We start from the raw sequence: 24,247 nt of genomic DNA, 5'->3' as shown, positions 1-24,247 counted from the left end.
ACTTGAATATTGACTTGACAGTAATTATAGTTCATTCTATAATTCAATTATTCAATTGAACAATGAATTGATTGAAATATATATTGGGGGTAAACCTTATGAGTGCAACTGCATTAACTAATCAGACTTTCAACGACCAAATTCAGTCTGGAATAACCTTGGTTGATTTTTGGGCACCTTGGTGTGGTCCTTGTCGAATTCAACTTCCTATAATTCATCAATTGGCCGATGAACTGAAGGGAAAAGCGACTATTGCTACTATTAATGTGGATGAACAGACGGAGTTGGCCACGCGTTTTGGAATTAGAAGCATTCCAGCGTTGCTCTTGTTCCAGGATGGTAAACTGATGGACACAATGATTGGGGTTAACCAAAAAGATGTTCTCGAGGCAAAAATCCTTAAACTTATGAATTAACGGATCAGATAATCGGTAACAACTCTAAACTTGTTGCCGATTATTTTAAACAACGCAGAAAAAAACAATATTTTTGTCAAACAACTACCAACTAGTAGGTAAAAAAATAAGGAGATGTTAAAATGAAATTTGAAAACAAAACAGTGATTGTAACTGGCGGAGGAACAGGAATTGGAAAGACTACAGCACAACGTTTTTATGAAGAAGGAGCGAACGTAGTCATAAATGGGCGTCGAGAGGATGTATTAAAAAAGACTGCCCTGGAAATTGACCCATCCGGTAAGAAAGTGATCGTTGTATCAGGTGATATCAGTTTGCCGGAAACGTCGAAGAGACTGGTCCGAGCTGCTGTAGAAGCATTTGGTGGAGTAGATATATTGGTGAATAACACAGGGAAATTTAATCCAACCCCTTTCATGGACCACACTGCGGATGATCTGCAATCATACCTGGATACCATCGTTAAAGGGACATTTTACCCTTCGCAAGCAGTGATTCCGGAAATGAAAAAAAGAGGTGGGGGAGCGATTGTGAATACCGGTTCAATGTGGGCGCTTCAAGCAGTTGAATCGACGCCATCGTCTGCATATTCAGCAGCCATGGCAGGAAGACACGCACTGACTAGAAATTTAGCCGTGGAATTGGCTGGGGATCACATTCGAGTGAATGCAGTGGCCCCTGCTGTTGTCGAAACTCCAATTTACAATACATTTATGAGTGAAGAACAAGTGGCAGAAGTACTACCAAGTTTTAATGCCTTTCACCCCATCGGACGAAATGGCACAACGAAGGATGTTGCAGAAGCCATCTTGTTTCTGGCTAGTGACTCGGCATCCTGGATATCTGGTGTAGTCATGCCTTTGGATGGCGGTGTTACTGCACGTCTTCGATAATTCTTTGAGGCTGACCTTGATTAGGTTAGCCTTACTCTTTATTTCACATATTAGAGTTAGACCTGGGTCAAGTACAGCCTTTACATTCGTAAACTCTGATAATGTTCTAACCGCCATCGTTTGACTACTACCAAGTCTATATAAGAACTTTTATCTATCTAAAGGAGCAAAGTATGGAACCTCAATTGAATAAGGATGCCCCTGTAATCATAATTGGTGCAGGTTTATGCGGACTTCGTGCAGCTGCCTTACTCAACACACACGGAATAAGATGCATCATCTTGGAAGCACGAAATCGTGTTGGAGGAAGAGGCTTGAGTGTTGAGGTTGAGGGTAAGCCTGAGCTTGGAAAATTCGATCTTGGACCAACATGGTATTGGCCCCGTTATGAGACGGCAATGAACCAGCTAGTTGAGGAGCTCAACTTGCAGACGTTTGAGCAGTTTAATGAAGGAAGAATGCTATTAGAACGATCCAGAAACGAACCACCGCAACAGTATGATTTGTCCGCAGAAGCGATGGAATATTCACTTCGGTTTATAGGCGGAGTTCGGTCTCTAATTGATGCACTGGTTGCCAAAATACCATCAGAAGCGATCTATCTGAATACTAAAGTAACTTCTATTCATCAGGAAAACGATAGCAGGGTGAAGATTCAAACTGATGCAGGAAACTTTTATGCAAGCTCGGTTATCATTGCTCTACCTCCACGGATCGTTGAACAAAATATTGCATTCTTTCCCGAACTTTCTTCAGAGCTAAAATTGAATTTAAAGAATAAGCCAACTTGGATGTCCGGTCAGGCTAAGGCTATTGCTGTTTATGACAGCCCCTTCTGGCGTGACCAAGGTCTCTCTGGATTTGTCTCAAGTTGGGTTGGTCCTCTAAGGGAAATACATGATGCCTCGCCTTCTACAGGTTCTGGCGCACTTTTTGGTTTCTTTGGCCTACCTGCAAATGCTCGCTTGAATGTGGGTAAAGAACAATTGCTTGAGCTTGTGTTGGAACAATTGACACGCCTTTTCGGATCGGCAGCAAAGCATGTAACAGGGATTTTGTATAAAGATTGGTCCTTTGATGAACATACAGCTGTAGCGGAAGATACAGCTCCGCTTCTTGATTATCCGAGTTACGGACCTATCATCGACGAAAAAGGCTCATTGCAAAATATTTATTTTGCTGGAACTGAAACAGCTTATAGACAAGGCGGTCATCTTGAAGGTGCCCTGCGATCAGCTGAAAGAGTTGTTAATGAAGTCATCAAACATTTATTTAAGGGAAATATTGATTGAAAGGGGTTATAAATTTAAATTTTATTAAAAAAGGTTTGGCATAAAAGAACAAGCTGAAAGGATAATTTAAATGAATAAAGAATTATCATCAATAGAAGAGATAGATGCTTTTATTCAAAACAACCGACTAAGTATGTTGTATTTTTCTCAAGAGAATTGCAGTGTATGTCACTCAGTTTATCCTAAATTAAAAGATTTGCTTACTAAATTTCCTTCTATCAAACTTGCTCATGTTGACACAAGTACTGTAGAAGAGGTTGTAGGCAAATTTTTAATCTTCTCAGCACCTACAATAATTATGTTCATTGATCAAAGGGAAACGTTCCGTGAAGGCAGATTTGTTCAGTTTGGACCTCTTGCAGCTCGTTTACAGCAGATAAGCGATTTTCCAGTTGTATAGGGAGGAGGATACCTTGACAGTATATTTACTGATTGGGTAGATTTCATTTATGAATATCAAGAAAAACACTGTACAAGAGATTATGGATATAGGTCTCACCTTGGTACAAGAGCGAGGGTACAATGGCTTTAGCTATGCTGACATTGCTGAAGCGATAGGAATTCGGAAAGCAAGTATTCATTATCACTTTCCGTCTAAACAGGATTTGGTGCAAGCTGTTCTAATTCGATACCGTAGAGAGTTCATGGACAAGCTTCAACAAATTAACGATCAACCTCTAAGTTGGCGACAGAAGATACAATCCTTTTTTTGGTTATATCGCGAATCTCTGGAGAACAATACCAAGCTATGTTTGTGTTCCATGATGGCTGCTGAGTTGAACTCTTTTCCAATTGAAATTCAAGATGAGTTAAACTTATTTTTTGATGCCAATACATTATGGGTTGAGAATGTGCTCAAGCAAGGGAAAGCGGCTGGTGAATTCACATTTTCTCACACTGCTTTGGAACAAGCGAAGATACTAATTGCATTTGTACAAGGCGCCCAATTGCTATCCAGAACTTCAAGTGAGATAGGATATTTTGATTCGCTTGTCGTAAACTACATGGTGACTTTGACTTAATAAAAAAGTTTAAGATGTGAATTTTCCGTAGCAAAACCACTTATCATTAAAAGATGGATAGGTGGTTTTTGCTTTGTTGAATATCGTCCCCAAGCCAACTATTAGCTTTGAGGTCATTTTACTAAAAACATAGACAGCAGGGTTAATGGGACAGAAAATGTCCTTGCCATTCATTTATTCCTTCATCCATGCGGTACGCTTTATAACCTTCTTGTTGCAATTTTTGAACTGCCAGTGCCGAGTATACACAAAGTGGTCCCTGACAGTAAGCGATGACTTCCGCATCTTTGGGGAGTTCTTGCATCAATGTATCAAGCTCGGTCATGGGCATTGAAATTGCTCCAGATATATGACCCATTTCAAAGTCTTCTTTAGAACGCAGATCCACCAATACTATGGAATCATTATTCACTTTCTCCATAACCTCATCCATAGTCAAGGTTTGAATGCCGTCAAGGTTGTTCAAAAAATCCTCTTTTAATTTTGCGATATCAGGAAGCTGCTTTTCACTTATGCGCCAAAGGGATGCCATGAAATCAATAATCTCCGGATCTGCTAGGGAGTAAATAGCATAAGTTCCCCTTTTAGTGAATTTAACAAGTTTTGCATCAAGTAAAATTTGAAGATGACGTGATACATTGGCCATATTCATCCCTGTAAATGCTGCCAATTTCTCTACTGTCTTTGGACTTTGGGCTAATACATTTAAAATCTCAAGCCGCTTGTCACTAGACAAACATTTTCCGATTCTTGCAAGTTGTTTATACAGATCTTCTTTTAAAACATTTGCTGAATTTAATGGTTCTTTCATAATGGTCAACCTCTATTCTGAGCTTTTTTAGCGTTAACATTACGACTACAACTATCTTCAAACATTTATTACAAAAATGAATCAATTGAGTATTCAAATTGTATCATGTTCTTAAATGTAATCAAAGTTAGACAGCAAATGTTTGCTTGACGAAAGAAATCACCATAACATATAATTCAATTGATCGATTGAGTATTTGAGTTTTCGGAAATCGATACATTCATCAATGGAGGTTCGAAATCATGGCAAAGGCATATCTTCAAATTACACTAAAAATTAATGCACCAGAACGCGAGGCGGCTACAAAGGTTTATACAGCATATAAGGAGCCTTTTCTTTCAGGTATCTCTGGTGCTGTGTCTAAAGAATTGTTAGTGCGTGACGAGGATGTTCAGGTTATGCATGGCTTTACTAGCGAGGCTGATGCTAAGGCTTACCTAGAAAGTGATCTTTTCACGAATGACGTTGTTGTTGGGCTTAAAGACTTGCTTCAAGCTGAACCGGAAATCCGGATTTATAGTACATTCTAGAGACCATGTTGTGCGAACTGACTATTCTTGAGGAAATAAAAGCTAATACTCAAAATTGACATAATAAACCGACATCGCAGTCTCGCTATGTCGGTTTATTTCAATCAATCATCAGATCAAAATTTTCAAATCGATTAACTACGTTGAGGAACAGCATATAAAAACTTAAAGGAGACCATCCATATGGCAAATCAAAAACTTAGTTTGAATACAGTTTGGCACGGAAATGCAAAAGGTAAGGGCAATATTAAGAGCGAAAACTTCCAAACTCAAATTGCTATCCCAGTCTCAAAAGGAGGGAGTGGGGAAGGTGTTGAACCTAAAAAGCTTCTTATGTCTTCGGCAGCAGCCTGTTATCTAATGAATTTGACATATATGCTGGAACAAAATCGTATTCCCGTATCAGAATTATCTATGGATACAGAAGGCAACACAGCTCCAAATGGCCAATTGAGCATTACTCATCGTCCCCGCATTGTTTTAACGAAATCAGAGGCAACCAATCAAGATGTTAGCATGGCAGAAACTTTAATGCATAACGCCGAAGAGAATTGCCAAATTGGCCAACTTCTGATAAAAGCAGATGTTCAAATAACAGTTGAAGGTCATGTTTCCCTCGAAGCTGAAAAGGGTTTCAACTGAATTTAGGCTGAGCATGAAGTAGGAACTTAGATATACAAAGTGGCTTTTCGTAATTAAGGGGAAAATAAATGGTAGAAACGATTCCAGAAAATAAACAATCATCTGTACAACATCAAGCTTCAATTATGGAGTATGTGAAATCACCGGTGAAGCAACGTCAGCTGCATGCCAGAACCATGAAAGTTGTAGTTGCTTCACAAATTTGCGGTGGAGCTGGCCTAGCTGCAGGCATCACCGTAGGTGCGCTGCTTGCACAAGATATGCTAGGGACTGACAGCTTCTCGGGAGTTCCCACTGGCCTCTTTACATTAGGTTCTGCTGGTGCAGCGCTCATGGTAGGGAGATTGTCGCAACGATTGGGGAGGCGGATTGGACTTGCTGCAGGATTCTTAACAGGAGGTTTTGGTGCTATTGGCGTTGTCCTCGCAGCTTTGCTCAACAGCATTCCTTTGCTCTTTATATCGATGTTGGTTTATGGAGCGGGTACAGCAACCAATTTACAGGCACGCTATGCAGGTACGGATCTTGCTTTACCTACGCAACGTGCGAAAACAATAAGTATGGCAATGGTATTCACAACATTTGGTGCTGTCGCAGGCCCTAATCTTGTGGAGCTCACGGGGAAACTAGCTACTTCAATAGGTGCTCCTGCATTAACAGGCCCCTTCATGCTTGCTTCTATAGCATATATTTTAGCCGGCGTTATACTGCTCATTTTCTTGAAACCAGATCCTTTCATCGTGGCCAAGGCAATCGCTGAGGTACAAAGTGAAGGATCAAACAGTGCCAAGTCAAATGAAGAAGGAACCAGTATCCATAAAAAAGGAATTATGATCGGTGCCTCAGTCATGGTACTAACACAAATTGTCATGATTGCAATCATGACAATGACTCCCGTTCATATGCAACATCATGGTCATGATTTAAGTAAAATCGGTCTTGTTATTGGAGTTCACGTGGCTTCTATGTATTTACCGTCTGTAATCACAGGGGTACTTGTTGATAAATTTGGATACATTTTTATGGCTTATGCATCTGGCTTTACCTTATTATTATCTGGTTTGTTGGCTGCCTTCGTACCTGGCGATTCAATGGGGTTACTTACTCTTGCACTGGCTCTTTTGGGATTAGGCTGGAACTTTGGTTTGATTAGTGGAACAGCGGCGATTGTCGATGCAACTCCATCCATTGTTCGTGCGAAGACCCAAGGCACAGTGGATGTTCTGATTGCATTATCAGGAGCATCGGGAGGAGCACTATCTGGTATGGTGGTGGCACACTCCAGTTATTCTATACTGTCTTTAATGGGATCAGTTTTGTCACTGTTACTTATTCCTATTGTGGTTTGGTTTCGTAACAAGCAATCTTTCACATAATATTCAGCAATACAATTAGCAAAGCCGTTCTTCTCGTTCGTAGTGTGATTCGTCACGAACGAGAAGAACGGCTTCTTTGCACCACGGGAATATGAACGGGCTGTCCATTTTGTCAATTCTACGAGCAGTTTTTTTGATTTTTGCAAACATTTCTCCAACACCATCTTCTATTACGAAATCATAGATGAAATTCATTCTATGAAGTCACATATTTGTCCATATAAAATGAGAAAAATACCGGGGTATATACATTAAAAGAGATACATTTATCCATATTTCTCTAGGTGATAATTCATTCAAGTATAGTTACAATCATTAAGCTAAAAGGGCAAATTTTTAATTTTCCTATGAACCAATTCAACTTCTTGATGATCTAATTTATAGATGGACTTTAAATGGAAAGGGGGAAGTGTTGCATGGATTTAACAGAGAAAGCAGAGCTTGCAACACATGGAGACAAGGAAGCTTTTGTGAGTGTTACACAAGCTGTCCAACAAAGCTTATATGTAGTAGCAAGATCAATCGTTAAAAATGAGGAAGATTGTGCAGATGCTATTATGATATAAGAAAGTCATCATACAAGGGTGATTATGATCAAATCGAGCTGTTCGAGGTATTTGACAGACTGGTTGAACAACTTCAAACTACTGTGACATCCTATATTGGTAAAGATTCTGAAGATAATATCCCTTGGCGAAACAGTCAAACCTATGATTATTGCTCTATGCCACGGAGTAAAGTTGTAGTGGATTACGTACATGGAGGAGAAGAAACAGATAATATATTTTTAGATTGAATTCCGTGAGGGGCTGCTAGCCCCTCTCTTAAGGAGGATATTTTATGGGAAAGAAGTTGTTCAGAATTATGCAAATAGGTGCACTGTTTCTTTGTTTTTCTCAACCCTATACAGGAAAAATGTCAGCCCAGAATATAGGTCCAAGCTCTCCATTTTTGAAGATTAACAATTACTATGTCTTGTTCACAGCTCCTAAAGCACCTTATATTGATCAAAATAATCGTTATATGGTGCCTTTAAGATCCATTAATGATTTGTTGGGAGGGCAGACTACGTTTAACCCAACTTCTAATACGGTCACAATTAAGTTTGGAACACACAAAGTTGAGTTTAAAATGAACTCCACTGAGATTGTTACCGACTCGAACACGTCCGTGATGGATACCGTCCCTGTGCTCTATAAAAATGCGATGTTTGTCCCTTTAGGAGTACTTACTAAGCACTTAGATATACACCAGGAATGGGATCAACAAAATAAACTGTATTCCCTTTCAGGGAAGGAATTAATGAAGACACCGATGATGGAGAATGTAGAAGATTTGGATCATTTTAGAGAACAAGTGGCTAATGAAAATGCATTTCAGTTGTTATCGTACAAATTAACTATGGGTGAAAAAATTCATCTGGCCATTACAGCTAAGAATATGACAGGGAAAAAGATTAGTGAGGGCATTGAAGATTTAAATACCACTTTTATTTTTTCTGACGATAGCACGACCGGGGAAAATAGAAATCGTAAAAGACCCAGTATAGATAAAGATGAAATTGTAACTCGCGAATATGACATAGATTATGTGAAAACAATAGAGAATAAGAAAATTATCAAAAATGAGCTGTCCTACGTTCTCTTTAAGGGCCGAATGCTAAAACCATAAGATCCCTACTCGTTTCCGTGCAGACGGCTTCTAGGACGTGAAATTGTACGAAAACCGGAAGATGAAATAAGCGTAGTTAGGTTTTCTGACCCTCCAAAGCATAGTTTACACTAGCCATCCGATCCGTAATACCTTATATATGAAGGTTCAATATAATCACCCTGCGCATACACTATTTCGCTAATACACTTCATTTCCCCTTCCGATAATAACGATATCAGTGACTTCAGCCAGTAGACAAAGTAATTGGTCCTAATAGTTGCTTGAGAAATTTTATGCCCTTTGGCTACTGGCAGGCACTTGTAGTTCACATTCCCGACTTCGTCGTAAAAATGATTCCCTGCGGGGCGTACATTAAAGAAGCCTCCTTCCGAAAGGAAGAACGCTTCTTTAATGGTTTATCTAGATTAGATTTTGGAAGCAGTGCTTGTACCAGTTTAGCAACTTCTGCTCGAGACACATTTGCTTTTGGTGCAATCTCAGTGAACTAGTGTCTGCTAGAAGCCCCGTGATGTTCGTCGCTTTAGCGATGATGACCATTGTTTGTTCACGAGTAATATGATCATTCGGACGGAATTCCCCGTCTTCAAACCCTTGAATAAGTCCATTAGAGTAAGCAGTTTGAACATATGCGTTGTACCAGTCCTCACTACCCACATCATCAAAGGAGCTTTACCCCTCGTAAACATAATGACGTAAGTACGGTGGGGGGGCATCGTTTGAAAATATACGCTGACTGATCATTGGAGAAAGGGATATATCGGCATGGGGGACTGTTAGGCAAAGCAGCCTTATGAATTCGGCATTATGAAGCTGGATCAGATTCCCGAAGAGCTTATCCTGGTAAGGAAAGTGGTGGATAAACGATACAAAGACCCTAACTGGTCAGTATTGCTCAAATAGTAGAAAAAAGATTGGAATGGAAAATGAATCAGTCTATCGAAGCAATTTGCCATATTCCATCCTTATCTTTTTCAAAATAAAAGGTATACCGTACATCAGGTGAAGAACCTTCTTCTTTATTAAGGCGTTCGCCAACTACGGGTACCAATACCCGATTCTTTTCTTTTATAGCTTCGGCAATACCTGTAAACTTCACTGGATGCTCCAAAAGATAATCGTGACCTGATCCATTGTCTGGAGCAAGCGCAGCATGGAATTGATTCAAATCGTTTGATACAAAAGCGGCTATAACCGCTTTGAGTTTGGTTATCATACCCTCTTCAATCAGAGGGTCTTTAACTTCATCCCATTTAATATTATCCAAGCTTGGCTGGGCAACTGATTGAGTTGGTCCTTCTTTTACTTCGGGTTCTGAGGATGTTGACAGTACTGTTTCATTGGTGGATGGACTTTTTGTTTCCTGTTTTCCACAACCAGCAAACACACCTACACTTGCAGCAAGTATAAGAATAGAAATAATTTGAGCAAGTTTGTTCATGTTTAGATGTACACATCCTTTCTCTTTCTTAAACGAATACAAGTCATGAAAGTTGCAATAATTCTATAACAATTCACACTAAACGAGTCAGATATTTTTACTGGTGTTGTATACAAACCTGCGCGCTGTGCAGAGTCTGTGCGGTTTGGCATATTCTCTTTATCCGCTTGAGCAGCCCATCCGGATTCGTTATTCAGTCCTTTCTTAAGGAGAGGCAGGAACATATATTATTGAAATATGATAAACAACAATGATTAACTGATGTCATTGCATATACAGCACGGAATGTTGGAGACATGTTTTTTCGCGTTTAACCATGTTAAAATAATAGGATAATTGGAGAAATGGCATGGAGAGAAGGCAGGTTGAATCAATGAAACCAAAACTTAATGATGTTGCACAATTAGCTGGAGTTTCACCGACTACGGTTTCTCGCGTACTTAATAATCGTGGCTATATCAGTCAAGAAACGAAGGACCAAGTTCATAAAGCGATGCAGGAGCTAAATTATTTTCCTAATGATGTGGCTCGGTCATTATTTAGTAAACGAACAAATCTGATTGGATTAATTATCCCAACTACAAGCAACCCATTTTTCGGAGAGCTGACTTTTCATATAGAGAATATTTGTGCGTCATTAGGCTATAAGTTATTGCTTTGTAACAGTTTGAATCAGCTGGATAAAGAAGAGTCTTATGTAGATATGCTTATGCGAAATCAGGTTGACGGTATTATCGTCGGTGCACACAACCGCGGTATCGTAAATTATGAACAGAAGAATATTGCCGTCATTGCGATCGATCGTTTTCTTTCCGATTCAATTCCAGTTGTAGGATCGGATAATTATATGGGTGGAAAATTGGCGTCAGAGCTGCTTATTGAAAAGGGGTGCAAGCATATCTTGCACATAAATGGCCCTGTTGAATTGGAAACACCGGCAAGCTTAAGAAGAAAAGCATATGAAGATGTGATGGAGCAGTATGGCCGAGAGGCGATTACCTATGAAGTACATGATCCCTTTCACCAACAGAAACACGATGAACCGATTAAACGCTTGCTCGATGAACATCCTGAGGTAGATGGATTGTTCGCGAGTAATGACTTGGTGGCTGCGTCTTTTATTGCTGAAGCAAGAAGAAGAGGAAGACGCGTTCCTGAAGATATTCGAGTAGTTGGATATGACGGAACAGAAACAACTCGCAATCTTCTTCCCGAATTAACAACAATTCAGCAGCCAATACAGGAGATTGCGAGATCTTCCGTAGAGTTACTTATTAAAGAAATTGAAGGTGGTTTCAGTGATGTCCCGCGAGAAACCTATCTACCAGTGAAACTGATTAAAGCTAGTACAGCTTAATACAATTTCCATAGTTTCAGCGTTGTGATAAAAGGTAGAGCTATCCTTGTTAGAGTAGCTGAAGTCAAAGAGGAGAGCTCTTTTTCTTTTGAAAATATGTCAAGCGGTTGACATATGAAAACGGTTGACATATAATCGATCTGTAAATACGAAAGTGCTTTCATTTACATTAAATGTTCAACTAGAGGAGCGTTCGATATGAGAAAGTCAAAGAGCATGTACTGGAAACTAAGTGCCTATTTCTTCTTTTTCTTCTTTACTTGGTCAGCAAGTTATTCATTGTTCTCCATCTGGCTAGGGCAAGAAATCAGTCTGAATGGTGCTGAAACAGGTGTTATCTTTACTGTAAACGCTATCTTTGCACTATGTATGCAACCGCTTTATGGCTATATATCTGATAAAATCGGATTAAAAAAGCATATTTTGTTTCTAATCAGTTCATTACTCTTATTTGTCGGTCCTTTCTATATCTTTATCTATGGGCCGTTACTTCAATACAATGTATTTCTGGGCGCCATTGTAGGTGGATTGTACTTGGGTATTGCTTTTTTGGCAGGAATCGGAGCTATCGAATCTTATGTCGAGAAAGTCAGCCGAAAATATGACTTTGAATACGGAAAATCTCGTATGTGGGGCTCGCTAGGCTGGGCAGCAGCAACATTTTTCGCTGGTCAGCTCTTCAATATCAACCCTAACATTAACTTCTGGATTGCATCAGTATCCGCTGTCATTCTGTTTATTATTATGATGACAATTAAAGTTAAAATGACAGATTCCGAGATGGAGCGAGCTGAATCGGTTAACTTTAGGCAAATCGGACATTTGTTTGCCAATAAACATTTGTGGTTCTTCATTTTATATGTTCTTGGTGTTACCTGTATTTACAATGTGTATGACCAGCAGTTCCCGAATTACTTTTCATCCACGTTCTCAACGGTTGCTTTAGGCAATCAAGTTTACGGTTACTTAAATTCCCTACAAGTATTCTTGGAAGCAGGCATGATGTTTTTAGCACCTTTCATTGTCAACAAATTTGGGGCAAAAAAGGGTCTGATATTGGCAGGATTCTTGATGGCGTTCCGGATCATGGGTTCAGGCTTAGTTATTGGACCTTATGGTATCTCAGCTATGAAATTGATTCACGCATTGGAACTGCCAATCATGCTGATCTCCGTATTTAAATACTTGGCTGCAAATTTCGATACGCGTCTTTCTTCGATCTTGTATCTGGTGGGATACCAGTTTACGAGTCAGGTAGGAGCTTCGATCTTCTCGCCAATCGCCGGTATGTCTTATGACATTAGAGGCTTTGCAAATACGTACGTGATTATGGGTGTTTTCGTATTTGCCTTTACAACAATCTCAATCTTTACCTTAAAGAAAGAACCGAAAAAGCTGGTCCCCAAGCCTAACAAGCATATTGAAACAGCATAGGAGGAAGACAAATGAACACATACAATAACAACACAAACCAAGCAGAGGAAGCGTTGAAACAGGCAGAAGCGAAGATGAACAAGCGGTACCGATTAGGTTATCATATTATGGCACCAGCAAACTGGATTAACGACCCAAATGGATTAATTCAATTCAAAGGTGAATATCACGCCTTTTACCAGCATCATCCTTATGATGAGAACTGGGGTCCAATGCATTGGGGCCACGTGAAGAGCAAAGACCTTGTACATTGGGAGCATTGCCCGATTGCATTAGCACCTGGAGATGCGTGTGACCTTGATGGCTGCTTCTCAGGAAGCGCAGTAGATAATAACGGCGAACTGACATTGATCTATACTGGCCATCACTATATTGATCAACCAAACAATATCTTTTTCCAAAATCAAAATGTGGCAGTAAGCACAGATGGCATTCATTTTACAAAACTAGGGCAGAATCCCGTAATCGCTGAACCTCCGACAGATAGCTCCCAGCATTTCCGTGATCCGAAGGTATGGAAGCATGGGGATACATGGTACATGATCCTAGGTAACAGCACGAAAGAAGATCTGCCGCGTGTTATTTTATATACATCTCCTGATCTTAGAACTTGGACCTATCACGGTGTGCTTTTGCAGGGAGATAAAAATATGGGCTTCATGTGGGAGTGCCCTGATTTCTTTGAACTGAACGGTAAGCATATATTTATGTTCTCCCCACAAGGTATTGATGCGCAAGGAGATAAGTACAATAACTTGTTCCAGACGGGATATTATGTTGGCGAATATAATTATGAAAGTAATGAATATAAGCATGGAGAGTTCATCGAGTTGGATAATGGTCATGACTTCTATGCAGTTCAAACTTTGCTAGATGATCAAGGTCGCCGCATTGCGATTGGTTGGATGGATATGTGGGAATCGGATATGCCGACGAGAGCAGACGGCTGGTCCGGAGCGCTGACGATCCCACGTGTAATTACGCTGGGTGCCAATAATAAATTGCTAATGAATCCAGTAGAGGAAATAAAGTTGCTTCGTCAAAGCGAACATGTTTTGTACCAGAATCGCGCTATTTCTGGAAGTAGCTTGTCAGAAGTTGAAGCGGCTCTGCTTGAAGTGAAGGTTGTGTTCGATTTGACAAAGTCAAGTGCAGACCTGGTAGGCTTGAAGCTTCGCGGAACAGGTGAAGAGGAGACGGTTATCACTTATTCTATCCCAGGTCAGAAACTTTTGCTTAATTGTTCAAAGTCAGGTAAGAAGACGGATGGAGTACGTCAAACAGCCTTCAATGCTGAAGGGCAGCTGACATTGCATGTATATCTGGATCGCTCATCCATTGAAATATTTGCGAATGAAGGGCAAGCTACGATGACAAGTCGCATCTATCCGAATGAGAAATTGCTAGGCATAGAAATCATAACAGAGGGCGGAGAGGCTCTAGTTACTGGGTTGACATACTGGAAATTGAAAGATATCTGGCAAGCTGAATAACTCGATGAAAAGGTTGCTTTCTGAGTCATTGAATGATTTAGGAAGCAACCTTTTGAAATTTGAGCATATGCCCTACCTATCTAAAGGAAGAATTACCTCAATTCTTGTACCCGTTTCATCGGATTTTGCAACTCTGATTATCCCGCCATGTTTTTGTCGGACCATTTTGAATCCAACAATACGACAGCTGTTCGAATTTGTTCAGTTACATTAAACAGTGTCTTCTCTGTAACAATAGTTTGACTCTCAATTTTGGTTAATTGAAGGACATTTGTGGCCAGTTCAGCAAGACGTTCCGATTCATGAATAATGATATCTAAATATTCATTACGTTCATGGTCCGGTAATTTGTCTTTTTTCAATACCTTCGCATATCCCCTCAAAGAAACAATCGGAGTTTTGAATTCATGTGAGAAATTATTAATGAAATCGGAACGCAACATTTCAATACTTCCTAATTCTTCTGCCATATGGTTAAAACTTTTGTTCAATTTTTTCAACTCTTTTGGTCCCTTGAGACTGATCCTGACAGCAAAATTTCCTTTGGCAAGTTCTTGGGAAGCACGAATGACTTCTCGGATGGGGGAGAGGGGAATTCCGCTAAAAATAAGCGAGGCCAAGATACTGACCAGCACACTTACGGTTCCAAAATAAGTAATAAGCCATACCCCATTTCTTAAATCCGGGGTGTCTGCTATAGTCGGCGAGTAAAGTCCAAGGCATGCAAGAAGCACGATAATAACCATCGCAAGAAAAATGGATATAAGCATAATAAACAACACAATAAACGTAAACATGAAAGTCAAACCAAAGCTGCGCAAGTAACCCTTTTTGTTAAATTTGATTTTCCTTGTAATCACAGTGTTTAACCGCCTTATAACCAATGCCTCGGATCGCAATGATTTTGAATTCCGGATAATCGCTGAATCACTTTCTTAGCCGGTTGATATGGACATTGAGTGTAACATCTTTCGTCTCAGATTCCATTCCCCAAATTTCGTCCATCAACTGAATCCGGGTGAAAATTTTGTCTGGGTAAGATAGCAACATGTACAACAAATAGAACTCTTTCTGCGGCAATGTCTGCACATCATCCGCCCTTGACACTGTCAATGAATCATATTGAAGAGTAATCTTTCCAATATGAAGTCTTCGCTCATTGGGAATTTTTGGCCCTTAGTGGAGTTATGTAAAAAGCATTAGTTAGGAAGAGTTGCTTCTTCAAAGTAAATTGGTATATTAGCAGAAAGGAATTGGTATTAATTATGAAAAGAAAAATGTCTCTTCTTCTTGCGTTCGCTCTCCTGATGTCTCTAATACCAGTGGGTGTATATGCTGAGAGTGCGGCATCCGCCTCGTCCTCGATTAAAAAAAACGATAATGGTCTATTTCTAATTGATCCTAAAATCACACATCCAAAAGATTACAAAAAAATTGTCGGGTTTGAACTCACTTTTAAACGGCTGGAAAAAGGCAGTTTCGGTGGTGTTATGCCTATTTCGGCGCTGATGGTTGCGAGGGGGAATCATGGGGGCAATGAATTCAAGTTTGATGTGAGCGGGGGATTCCCGAACTATGTTGGCTCTGCAAAAGAACTTGTTACTTTCACAGACACGAATTTGGGAGACATGTTTTTTGCAAATGCTTCTCAATTGACTTTCAATGGTGAGTCTGTGACTGCCAAGTTCAAAGGAACCAAAGCCTTGTTTACGAACAACACAAATGTCTTGACTGCGTTTGGTGTTTTCGGTTCATTCAAAGTGACCAATGTCACCTGGATTCTTGGCAATCCGCAGGAGACTTATTCGGATAAAGATGAATCTTACAAACCTGTAGAGACCAAAAGATACAATGATATTCCCACAGTCGAAAACGGAACAAAGTACAATTACGTAGATATCGAAGTGCCTACTAAAGGAGAAGGGCCATTTCCTGTTATTATGTGGATACATGGCGGAGGCTGGACCAGCCTTAACAGAAAATCCGCTTTTATAAGCAATACGATGAATTATCTGGTGTCGAAAGGATATGCAGTTGTATATGCGGAATATACCTTGTCCCAGGATATGGGTAAAGGCGATATACAAGGTAGTTTTCCGCAGGATATCTATGACCTGAAGGCTGCTGTTCGTTTCATACGTGCCAACTCAAAAAAATACAATTTGGATCCAAATTATATTGTCTCGATGGGCGAATCGGCGGGCGGTCATCTGTCAACGCTATTGGGAACAACCAACGGGAATCCGAATTATGAAGACCTCAATATGGGTAACGCGGGATACTCCAGCGATGTGCAAGCAATGGTCTCCTATTTCGGACCGACAAATACAAACGGACTTTTTGCGTATGCCTTGTTGGGCTCTAAAAATATCGGCAATACTGAGTTAATCAAGTCAGCCAGTCCCTATTATCAAATAACAGCCGATGCTCCACCATTGTTTTTGGCCCACGGCGAAGATGATCAGACTGTACCAGCTATGCAAAGCCATGTAATGGAATCGAAAGCCAGAAAACTTATTGGAGATGAAAATGTCACTTCGCGCTATTTTACACATGGTCCTCATGCAAGCAAAAGTGTATTTGATGCGAAGCCGGTAATGGAAGCTGTCGAAGCATTTATAACTAAGCATCATAACGATCTTAAGAATCCTTCACCTACCGATTCAAAATCAAAATTGGCCTCTGAGTACTCTGATGGCATATATATTTCTGGTCTTGAAGGTGGCTTGTTTAAGCCAGAGAAGTCCATCACGCGTGCCGAGATGGCGACGATCTTAACGCGAGTGGTAGGCAGTAAGGCCGACAACGCGAACGAACTCAGGTATGAAGATGTGGCGAAAGACTACTGGGGAGCGAAAGCCATTGCGAAGGTGTCGACGCTCGGACTAATGAACGGCTATCCTGATGGCACGTTTAAGCCCGAGCAACCAGTAACTCGCGGAGAGATGGCGGCACTACTGTTGTGGCTTAAACCAACCACAACTACGCCAGGGGCTGGCTTCGCTGATACAGCCTTCAGCTGGTATGACTGGGCTATCAAATCCGCACAGGGTGCAGGTTACATCCATGGTTATCCTGATGGCACTTTCCATCCGAGACAGGAGCTGACCCGCGCAGAGGCGATCGTCCTCCTAAATCAGGCACTTAACCGCAAGCCGCTAAATGGGCAGTTCCAATTAGCTTGGAAGGATGTGCCGAATAGCTATTGGGCAGCAAGAGACATCGCAGCTGCTTCGATGTCTCTCAATAGCGCAGCAAAAAACGAGTAGCAAAAGAGTCAACAATAAAATTTGAATTCTAAAACCGGTAGATCGATATCAATGAATGAACACCCACTTGGAAATTAAGACTCCACTTGGGTGTTTTTGCTTATAAACAGCCTAAATCACGTTCCTTAGATACGTCCAAGTATCTGAATGAACGATGATTAGGCATTCCCTAGCGGAAATAAGATATTCTATCATGGTTGTTTCATGAATATTTGACTTTGTTTCAGAGAAATATTTAAAAAAATCATGGAGCGTTGCAACAATACCGTCTTTTGATTTGTATATAGGATAGCTGGAAAACAAACAAGAAAGTAAACTTTCTCGTGAGAGTTTCCAAATTACAATTTTACGATGTGGAGGGATTACGTATGAAAATTACAAAAACTATAGTAGTCGCAGCTTCTTTGGCTGGTTGTTTATCCGTGGGAAGTGTCGGATTTATGAGTACATCTTTTGCAAATGGAGCTAATCATCCGGGAGGACAAAGCAGCATAAAGAAGGATGTTACACAAAATAACCGTTCTACTGCCAAAGATGAAAAAATAAAGGAAGTTACTGTAGGTGAAGCCTTTAAAATTTCCTTGGAAGAGAATTCGACGACCGGTTATGCTTGGAGTTACACAACTGACAGTAAAGAGATCAAGCTGATTTCCAAAAGCGTCAAAGAAATAAAGGCTGAAGATAAGCTTGATGGTGCTCCTACGCAAAAAAACTGGACCTTTAAAGCGGGCAAACCGGGCACCTATACATTGAAGTTTTCCTATGCGCGGCCATGGGAGAAAGGCGCTTCGAAGACAGTAACCTACACCATTAAGGTGACAGAAACAGCTTCTAATTCAAAAGCCAGTGACTTTGTAATATTAAAAGCCGATAGCGTCAATACAGTACAAAAAGGTCAAAAATTCAATATCGCGTTGGAAGAGAACGCGTCTACTGGTTATGCTTGGAGTTACACAACTGACAGTAAAGAGATCAAGCTAATTGCCGAAAACGAAAAAGAGATAAAGGCTAAAGATAATGTTGATGGTGCTCCTACGCAAAAAAACTGGACCTTTACTGCGGGTAAACCAGGCACCTACACATTAAAGTTTTCCTATGCTCAGCCTTGGGACACCAAAGCTGATCCAGGACAAACGAAAACCTATAAAATCGTTGTTAAATAATTTGGTCTTTAGTTAATAGATGGCTTCTGCCATCTATTTTTCTTGATATAAAAAAAGATGGGTCATAAAGGCTAGGGGGTAATCGCTTGACTATGGTTGAGCAGGGTGTTAATGGTTTTAATTATTTATTAAATCATTTTCTTCTATATATATGGAAGTCGATAGTTCAATTTGCTACAAAAGAAAAACGGCATCATGCGGGAGAGATCACGAATCTTCATATTGCAGCAAAACAACAGGAATACGTAAACCAAAAGGCGGCATGGTTACTGGAGGAGCATGGAAATTCCATTTTACGGTTGGCTTATTCCTATTTGTACAGCATCACAGATGCAGAGGATGTTTTGCAGGATACTTTGATTCAATATATCAGATCCGCTCCACAATTTGAGAATTCTGTACATGAGAAAGCCTGGCTATTACGGGTTGCTATTAACATAAGTAAGAATAAAATCTCTTATAACAAAAAGCGTGGGGCTATGGAGCTCGATGAAACGCTAGTTGCTGTGGAAGAGCACGATTTACATTTTGTCTGGGAGGCTGTCCAAAGCTTGCCCCCCAACTACCGTGAGGTGGTGCACTTGTTTTATCAGGAGGGTTATTCAACTATGCACATTGCTAATGTATTAGAAAAGAGGGAAGCCACTGTTCGTTCTTACTTACACAGGGGCAGGGAAAAATTGAAGGTTATTTTAAAGGAGGAATACGACTTTGAGGAATAAATATCAGGAGATCATGAATAGGGTTCAAGTTACGCCTCAGATGCATAGTCGAATTATGGACAAAGTAAACGAGATATGTTTTGACACAAAGCAGAAAAAATGGAACTTTCAGATTTTTAGTAAAAGGGGCTTATACGTAGCAGCCTGCTTCGTGTTTCTAATTGGAGTTGTATTTGCGCTCCCACATATTTCTGACGTAGACAATGAAACTCCACCGTTGGATACACAAGGAACGCCCCCATTAGATACACAAGGTTCCCCGGATCAACTTTCGATTAAAGATCTATCTTCAAATGTGGGATATCAGGTAAAGGAAGTCAGTCATTTTCCGTTTACCGTAGATAAAACAAGTTATTTTTTTTATGGGGGTAATATGGCTGAAACAGTCTATTCAGGAGAAAACAAGGCTGTTACTTTTAGAATGGACAAAGGTAATAAGGATGTAAGCGGGAACTATAATGAATTCAAAAATGTAAAGGAAATCCGTACAGATTCTCATATTGTAACCATGAAAGGAAACAAGGGATTATATAGTCTTGCGATTTGGCAATTGGATCATTTTTCATATTCGTTGGAAATCGACCATGCGGTAACTGAATCAGAGATGCTGAAGATGGTGCAGTCCGTGCGATAATTAAAATCATTCAGCTGCACAAATATAACATTGAATCACATTGACTTTAGTCCGTAAACAGACTATCATGATGTAGTCTGTTTACGGACTATTTTAATGAAAAGGAGACGCACTATTATGGAAAAATCTGTGGAAAAACTAATTGAAGTTTATAATAGTCTTGAGAAAGAATCTGATGATATTTATAGGAACTATGCATTAAAAATCGGATGTTCTCAGACGGAACTTTGGGTTTTGTACGCAATAAGCACATTTCCGTCGCCATGCACACAAAATGATTTGTGCAATAGTTGGTACTATTCGAAACAAACCATTCACACAGCAGTCAATTCTCTTTTGAAGTCAGGATATGTTATTTTGGCCCAAATTTCTGGAGAGAAAAAGCGAAAGCAACTGATATTGACGGAGGCAGGTAAAATTTTTGTGGAGAACAACATAAATCCACTGCGACAGGCAGAAATGAATGTGTTTTTAAGCTTCTCCATAGAAGAACGTAATCAATTCATAACATTGTTTCAAAGAGGCATGAAGGCATTACGAAAAGAAGTGGATAGTATACATATCGGAAACCAGGTGGATCATGTTGATAAAAAATGAAGAGCTGAATAAAGGAAGACAATTGGAATTTGACGTTGCAAAAGCGCTGGCAGTATTTTTCATGGTAATTATCCATGTGTCTGACATTATGGGCGATCATAGTGTTGGATCTGACAGCGCTTATAATCTGTTTCTTCAATTTATAGGAGCACCAATGGCTGCACCAATGTTTATGTTTGCAATGGGAGTAGGAATGGTTTACACAAGACATGATTCTTCAGCAGATTTTGCTAGACGAGGTTTGAAGTTAATCATCATGGGATATGCACTTAATTTTTTCCGTGAGACCTTGCTAATAATTATCTCAAATATGTTGTCCCTTGAAACGGATTATAAGAAGCCTTTGATTGATACGATTGGAACGATTGATATTTTGCAATTTGCTGGCATGACATTCCTTATCGTTTCGTTGATGAAGAAACTACGAACGAATAAATGGATGCTGCTAGGCGTGGCTATTTTACTACAGGCTATAGGAACGGTTTGTATTGGATTGTTTGATTCTGCACCGAAAATTGTTCAATATTTATTTGGCTTGCTTTTCTATACTAATCAATATATTTCATTTCCAACGGCATTGTGGCTGGTCTATCCGGTGCTTGGCATCTGCTTTGCAAGCATTCTACGTCGGGTGGCAGATAAGCAGACATTTTACAAAACGTTATTGATGATTAGTGTAGTATGCCTGGTGGGAATATCTGTTGGAACTATTACTTTAGGCTATGATATCAAAAGATTTTTTGTAAGTGTATATTACTATCAGCAAAATTTTTTCAGTACATTATGGATAACATGTATTTTGGGTATTTCAATCTCTGCGTATTATTTCATTTCAAAAATTGTGCAGGGTAGAACGCAGAACATAGTCAAATATATTTCGTCAAATTTAAATACAATATATATTATACAGTGGTTGTTAATTACTTATTCGGTTGCCATAAAAGAAATGGTTGGCTTGGGTGGCTTGCCAGCTGGGCTTACTATTCCAGTGGGAATAGTGGTTGTTCTATGTAGTATCGGGATCACGTGGCTGTGGAATCGATTGAAAGCAAGGAGAATTTCCTTGTAATAATAATTTTATCTAGATAAGAGCTTAAATATGAAATCAAAAATATCATTAGGCTTGTTCCAACAAAAGTCATATAAGCAAAGCGATAAATTTGTTGTCATAATCTCACGGCTTCTTATAGCACAAATGGTAGGATTATATGCTAATAGTAGGTGCGATGCTTTACAATATATATTTGATTGTTTTCCTTTGAATGACTAATATAATGTACGATGTCTTAAATTGCTGTATTAAAAATAGAGATGAGGATTCCAATGGTTAAAGCAAAGATTCTTATTATCGAAGATGAGGCCCCGATTGCCGACTTGCTTTCGTACGGGCTTTCTATGGAGGGGTTCCAGACACGCACAGCGGCCAGTGGAGCAGCGGGAATGGAAGAACTACAGTCGTTTCAGCCCGATTTGCTGCTGCTGGATTGGATGCTGCCTGATCAGAGCGGTCTAGACATTTGTAAAAAGGTAACTACGTACTATAACATACCGATCTGCATGATTACGGCCAAATCGGATATTACCGATAAAATTCTAGGTCTTGAATTCGGTGCTGATGATTATATTACCAAGCCTTTTGATCTGCGCGAAGTTGTTGCGCGCATTCGAACCATTTTGCGCAGAGTGGAGCAGGCGAGCAGCCCGGACAGGGAAGAAGCCACGAAAGTCGTCATTCGCTTTGAAAATATTGAAGTGATTGAAGAAGAACGGTTTGTCCAAAAAGAAGGCCGTCCCCTTGAATTGACCCCCAAGGAATTTGACCTACTTATGATGCTGGTTAAACATCCGGGCAAAATATTTACACGTTCCGAACTGCTTGATCTGGTATGGGGTTATCATTTTGCCGGAGATACCCGTACGGTTGATACGCATATCCAGAGACTTCGCAAAAAGCTGGATGTCACCGGATACATTACTACCGTCTTCGGGATCGGGTACAAATTTGAAAAATGGGTGGACAAGCATGATACGTAAAATCAGTATCAAATTTCTGATCGGCTTTTTTCTGATTTTTTCGCTTTCTTTTGTCGTGCTTAATCAGACAGTCAAGGAATTTATCAGGACAAGCAATCAGAATCTGGTTACCTCCGAACTGGTCGGACTGAAGAATAACAGCAACGTGTATGTGCGCCAGGCTTTTCTGATTAACCATTTCAGCAGTAATGAGCTGTATTTTGGAGAAATTGCCCAGGAGATCGCAACTGATCTGAGCCATACCACGGACAGCAGTATTGGCGTGTATACGGTAAAAGGCAAATTACAATATGCCCTAGACAGCTCCATGTTTCAGCAGCCAATGCAAAGCGATTTGCAACAGGCGATTGATGGCAATACAGCGTACAGCATTACTTATGATCGTAATAAGACAACGGTCCTTTTCTCCTATCCGGTTGTTATAGACGGCTCAAAGGTTGGCATCCTGCGTTTTTACAAAGATTTCAGCTCACTCTACGAACAAACCGGACAGATTCGACAAATAACCCTTTATATTGCTCTGGCGATTTTTGCGGCAGCCTTTATATTTTCCTATATACTTTCCAGGCATATTACCATCCCGCTGACCAGACTGACGCAGGCCTCCTCCGAAGTGAAAAACGGAAATTTGGATATCCGCCTTCGTTTTAAACGCAAGGATGAAATCGGCCGATTGGCTGAAAATTTTAACGATATGATTGATCAAATTAGCAGACAAATCCATATTATTGAGAAGGACCGCGATCATTTGAAGCAGCTTCACCAGCAGGAAAAGCTTTTTTTTGACAATGTTACTCACGAACTGAAAACGCCGTTAACCTCCATTCTGGGATATGCGGAGCTGATTAGGCTGAACGGTGAGAAAGACCGTGCTTTTTTTGACAAAGGAATGAATCATATTATCGAGGAGAGCAGGCGCCTGCATGCGATGGTGCTAAAACTACTGGAAGTTTCACGCAAAAATATCATGCTTCAAGAGCTTGAACGGGTGGATATCGGGCTGATCCTACAGGATGTGTGTGAATCGATGATAATCCGGGCACAGCGCTATAAAAAGACTATTGAATATGAAATTAATGAGGAATTGATCATGTTGGCCGATCGAGACAGAATCAGACAGTTGTTCATTAATTTGATAGATAATGCGATTAAATACAGCTTGCCACTTTCGACAGTATCAGTAAAAGCAGTGCGAGCAGGAGAAAATATCCGATTGAGCTTCAGTAATCCAAGTGATCCGATAGAGGCAGAATATCTGTCACGTCTGGTACAGCCATTTTATCTGGCGCATTCCGACAGCGTAGAAGAAGGCAGTGTAGGTTTGGGGCTTAGCATTGTGAAATCCATCGTCGAGGAATTTTCGGGTTCCATCTTGATTACAAACGAGCATAATGAAACCGTCGTTACGGTGGAATTTAAAGCGCTGAAAACCGCGGGGAACGGGGAATAA

26 protein-coding genes are annotated in these 24,247 nt (G+C 40.2%); 21 read left to right on the top strand and 5 right to left on the bottom strand.

Features of this window, described 5'->3' with window-relative positions; translation table 11 throughout:
- The first annotated feature begins 98 nt into the window (after positions 1-98).
- The 5 genes from trxA to ABEW32_RS06525 all read left to right on the top strand — a co-directional run bounded on the left by trxA (position 99) and on the right by ABEW32_RS06525 (position 3,623).
- Positions 99-416 carry a thioredoxin gene (gene trxA / locus ABEW32_RS06545; protein ID WP_430185835.1) on the top strand — a complete coding sequence of 106 codons (318 nt, stop codon included), beginning with the start codon at positions 99-101 and terminating at the stop codon, positions 414-416.
- A gap of 122 nt (positions 417-538) precedes the next feature.
- Positions 539-1,309: an SDR family NAD(P)-dependent oxidoreductase gene (locus ABEW32_RS06540; protein WP_430185833.1), complete on the top strand. Its 771-nt coding sequence runs from the start codon at positions 539-541 to the stop codon at positions 1,307-1,309.
- Between the two features lie 173 nt (positions 1,310-1,482).
- Entirely contained in the window at positions 1,483-2,601 is a 1,119-nt protein-coding gene (locus tag ABEW32_RS06535; protein ID WP_430185831.1) for a flavin monoamine oxidase family protein, read from the top strand.
- Between the two features lie 70 nt (positions 2,602-2,671).
- On the top strand, positions 2,672-3,001 hold the full coding sequence (locus tag ABEW32_RS06530; RefSeq protein WP_430185829.1) for a thioredoxin family protein: 330 nt from the start codon (positions 2,672-2,674) through the stop codon (positions 2,999-3,001).
- 49 nt (positions 3,002-3,050) lie between these two features.
- Complete coding sequence (locus tag ABEW32_RS06525) at positions 3,051-3,623, top strand: TetR/AcrR family transcriptional regulator (protein WP_430185827.1); 573 nt, start codon at positions 3,051-3,053, stop codon at positions 3,621-3,623.
- 142 nt (positions 3,624-3,765) lie between these two features.
- Here the strand turns inward: ABEW32_RS06525 and ABEW32_RS06520 are convergent, their stop codons facing one another.
- Positions 3,766-4,434 (bottom strand): ArsR/SmtB family transcription factor, encoded by a 669-nt coding sequence (locus tag ABEW32_RS06520; protein WP_430185825.1) that lies wholly within the window; start codon positions 4,432-4,434, stop codon positions 3,766-3,768.
- Between the two features lie 242 nt (positions 4,435-4,676).
- Between ABEW32_RS06520 and ABEW32_RS06515 the strand changes: the two genes are divergently transcribed.
- The 5 genes from ABEW32_RS06515 (at position 4,677) to ABEW32_RS06495 (ending at position 8,653) form a co-directional block, all read left to right on the top strand.
- Positions 4,677-4,964, top strand: coding sequence for a hypothetical protein (locus ABEW32_RS06515; protein ID WP_430185823.1), 288 nt, complete (start codon positions 4,677-4,679; stop codon positions 4,962-4,964).
- A gap of 183 nt (positions 4,965-5,147) precedes the next feature.
- On the top strand, positions 5,148-5,606 hold the full coding sequence (locus ABEW32_RS06510) for an OsmC family protein (protein WP_430185821.1): 459 nt from the start codon (positions 5,148-5,150) through the stop codon (positions 5,604-5,606).
- A gap of 125 nt (positions 5,607-5,731) precedes the next feature.
- Complete coding sequence (locus ABEW32_RS06505) at positions 5,732-6,982, top strand: MFS transporter (protein ID WP_430186168.1); 1,251 nt, start codon at positions 5,732-5,734, stop codon at positions 6,980-6,982.
- A 416-nt stretch (positions 6,983-7,398) separates the two neighbouring features.
- Positions 7,399-7,548: a hypothetical protein gene (locus tag ABEW32_RS06500; RefSeq protein ID WP_430185819.1), complete on the top strand. Its 150-nt coding sequence runs from the start codon at positions 7,399-7,401 to the stop codon at positions 7,546-7,548.
- Positions 7,549-7,822: 274 nt separating this feature from the next.
- Positions 7,823-8,653, top strand: coding sequence for a copper amine oxidase N-terminal domain-containing protein (locus ABEW32_RS06495; protein WP_430185817.1), 831 nt, complete (start codon positions 7,823-7,825; stop codon positions 8,651-8,653).
- 402 nt (positions 8,654-9,055) lie between these two features.
- On the opposite strand, the gene ABEW32_RS06490 is transcribed toward ABEW32_RS06495, so the two are convergent.
- Together ABEW32_RS06490 and ABEW32_RS06485 are read right to left on the bottom strand one after the other, a co-directional pair.
- The gene (locus ABEW32_RS06490; RefSeq protein WP_430185815.1) at positions 9,056-9,310 is read right to left on the bottom strand and encodes an S-layer homology domain-containing protein; all 255 of its coding nucleotides are present in this window, start codon (positions 9,308-9,310) and stop codon (positions 9,056-9,058) included.
- Between the two features lie 274 nt (positions 9,311-9,584).
- Positions 9,585-10,094 (bottom strand): hypothetical protein, encoded by a 510-nt coding sequence (locus ABEW32_RS06485; RefSeq protein WP_430185813.1) that lies wholly within the window; start codon positions 10,092-10,094, stop codon positions 9,585-9,587.
- Between the two features lie 373 nt (positions 10,095-10,467).
- Here ABEW32_RS06485 and ABEW32_RS06480 point away from each other — a divergent pair, with 373 nt between their 5' ends.
- The 3 genes from ABEW32_RS06480 (at position 10,468) to ABEW32_RS06470 (ending at position 14,378) form a co-directional block, all read left to right on the top strand.
- Positions 10,468-11,451: a LacI family DNA-binding transcriptional regulator gene (locus ABEW32_RS06480; RefSeq protein ID WP_430186166.1), complete on the top strand. Its 984-nt coding sequence runs from the start codon at positions 10,468-10,470 to the stop codon at positions 11,449-11,451.
- Positions 11,452-11,649: 198 nt separating this feature from the next.
- Positions 11,650-12,885, top strand: coding sequence for an MFS transporter (locus ABEW32_RS06475; protein WP_430185811.1), 1,236 nt, complete (start codon positions 11,650-11,652; stop codon positions 12,883-12,885).
- An 11-nt stretch (positions 12,886-12,896) separates the two neighbouring features.
- A complete protein-coding gene (locus tag ABEW32_RS06470) occupies positions 12,897-14,378 on the top strand; it encodes a glycoside hydrolase family 32 protein (protein WP_430185809.1) in 1,482 nt (493 codons plus the stop codon).
- A 137-nt stretch (positions 14,379-14,515) separates the two neighbouring features.
- On the opposite strand, the gene ABEW32_RS06465 is transcribed toward ABEW32_RS06470, so the two are convergent.
- Complete coding sequence (locus ABEW32_RS06465) at positions 14,516-15,175, bottom strand: sensor histidine kinase (protein WP_430185807.1); 660 nt, start codon at positions 15,173-15,175, stop codon at positions 14,516-14,518.
- Between the two features lie 130 nt (positions 15,176-15,305).
- Positions 15,306-15,467, bottom strand: coding sequence for a helix-turn-helix domain-containing protein (locus ABEW32_RS06460; protein WP_430186164.1), 162 nt, complete (start codon positions 15,465-15,467; stop codon positions 15,306-15,308).
- 176 nt (positions 15,468-15,643) lie between these two features.
- Between ABEW32_RS06460 and ABEW32_RS06455 the strand changes: the two genes are divergently transcribed.
- From ABEW32_RS06455 to ABEW32_RS06420, 8 genes are all read left to right on the top strand, one after another.
- Positions 15,644-17,647, top strand: coding sequence for an S-layer homology domain-containing protein (locus tag ABEW32_RS06455; protein ID WP_430185805.1), 2,004 nt, complete (start codon positions 15,644-15,646; stop codon positions 17,645-17,647).
- A gap of 368 nt (positions 17,648-18,015) precedes the next feature.
- On the top strand, positions 18,016-18,810 hold the full coding sequence (locus ABEW32_RS06450; protein ID WP_430185803.1) for a protease inhibitor I42 family protein: 795 nt from the start codon (positions 18,016-18,018) through the stop codon (positions 18,808-18,810).
- A 92-nt stretch (positions 18,811-18,902) separates the two neighbouring features.
- Positions 18,903-19,532: an RNA polymerase sigma factor gene (locus ABEW32_RS06445; protein ID WP_430186162.1), complete on the top strand. Its 630-nt coding sequence runs from the start codon at positions 18,903-18,905 to the stop codon at positions 19,530-19,532.
- The gene (locus ABEW32_RS06440; protein WP_430185801.1) at positions 19,522-20,166 is read left to right on the top strand and encodes a hypothetical protein; all 645 of its coding nucleotides are present in this window, start codon (positions 19,522-19,524) and stop codon (positions 20,164-20,166) included. Before ABEW32_RS06445 ends, ABEW32_RS06440 begins: the two co-directional genes overlap by 11 nt.
- Positions 20,167-20,283: 117 nt before the next feature.
- Positions 20,284-20,763 carry a MarR family winged helix-turn-helix transcriptional regulator gene (locus tag ABEW32_RS06435; RefSeq protein ID WP_430185799.1) on the top strand — a complete coding sequence of 160 codons (480 nt, stop codon included), beginning with the start codon at positions 20,284-20,286 and terminating at the stop codon, positions 20,761-20,763.
- A complete protein-coding gene (locus tag ABEW32_RS06430) occupies positions 20,747-21,832 on the top strand; it encodes an acyltransferase family protein (protein WP_430185797.1) in 1,086 nt (361 codons plus the stop codon). The genes ABEW32_RS06435 and ABEW32_RS06430 overlap by 17 nt, the downstream gene beginning before the upstream one ends.
- 254 nt (positions 21,833-22,086) lie before the next feature.
- Entirely contained in the window at positions 22,087-22,797 is a 711-nt protein-coding gene (locus ABEW32_RS06425) for a response regulator transcription factor (protein ID WP_430185795.1), read from the top strand.
- Positions 22,787-24,247 carry a sensor histidine kinase gene (locus ABEW32_RS06420; RefSeq protein ID WP_430185793.1) on the top strand — a complete coding sequence of 487 codons (1,461 nt, stop codon included), beginning with the start codon at positions 22,787-22,789 and terminating at the stop codon, positions 24,245-24,247. The genes ABEW32_RS06425 and ABEW32_RS06420 overlap by 11 nt, the downstream gene beginning before the upstream one ends.

This window comes from Paenibacillus jamilae, assembly GCF_050482105.1.
GTDB classification, from domain to species: Bacteria; Bacillota; Bacilli; order Paenibacillales; family Paenibacillaceae; genus Paenibacillus; species Paenibacillus jamilae_B.
Note: the sequence above shows the minus strand (reverse complement) of the source record. Positions and strands in the feature narration are given on the sequence as shown.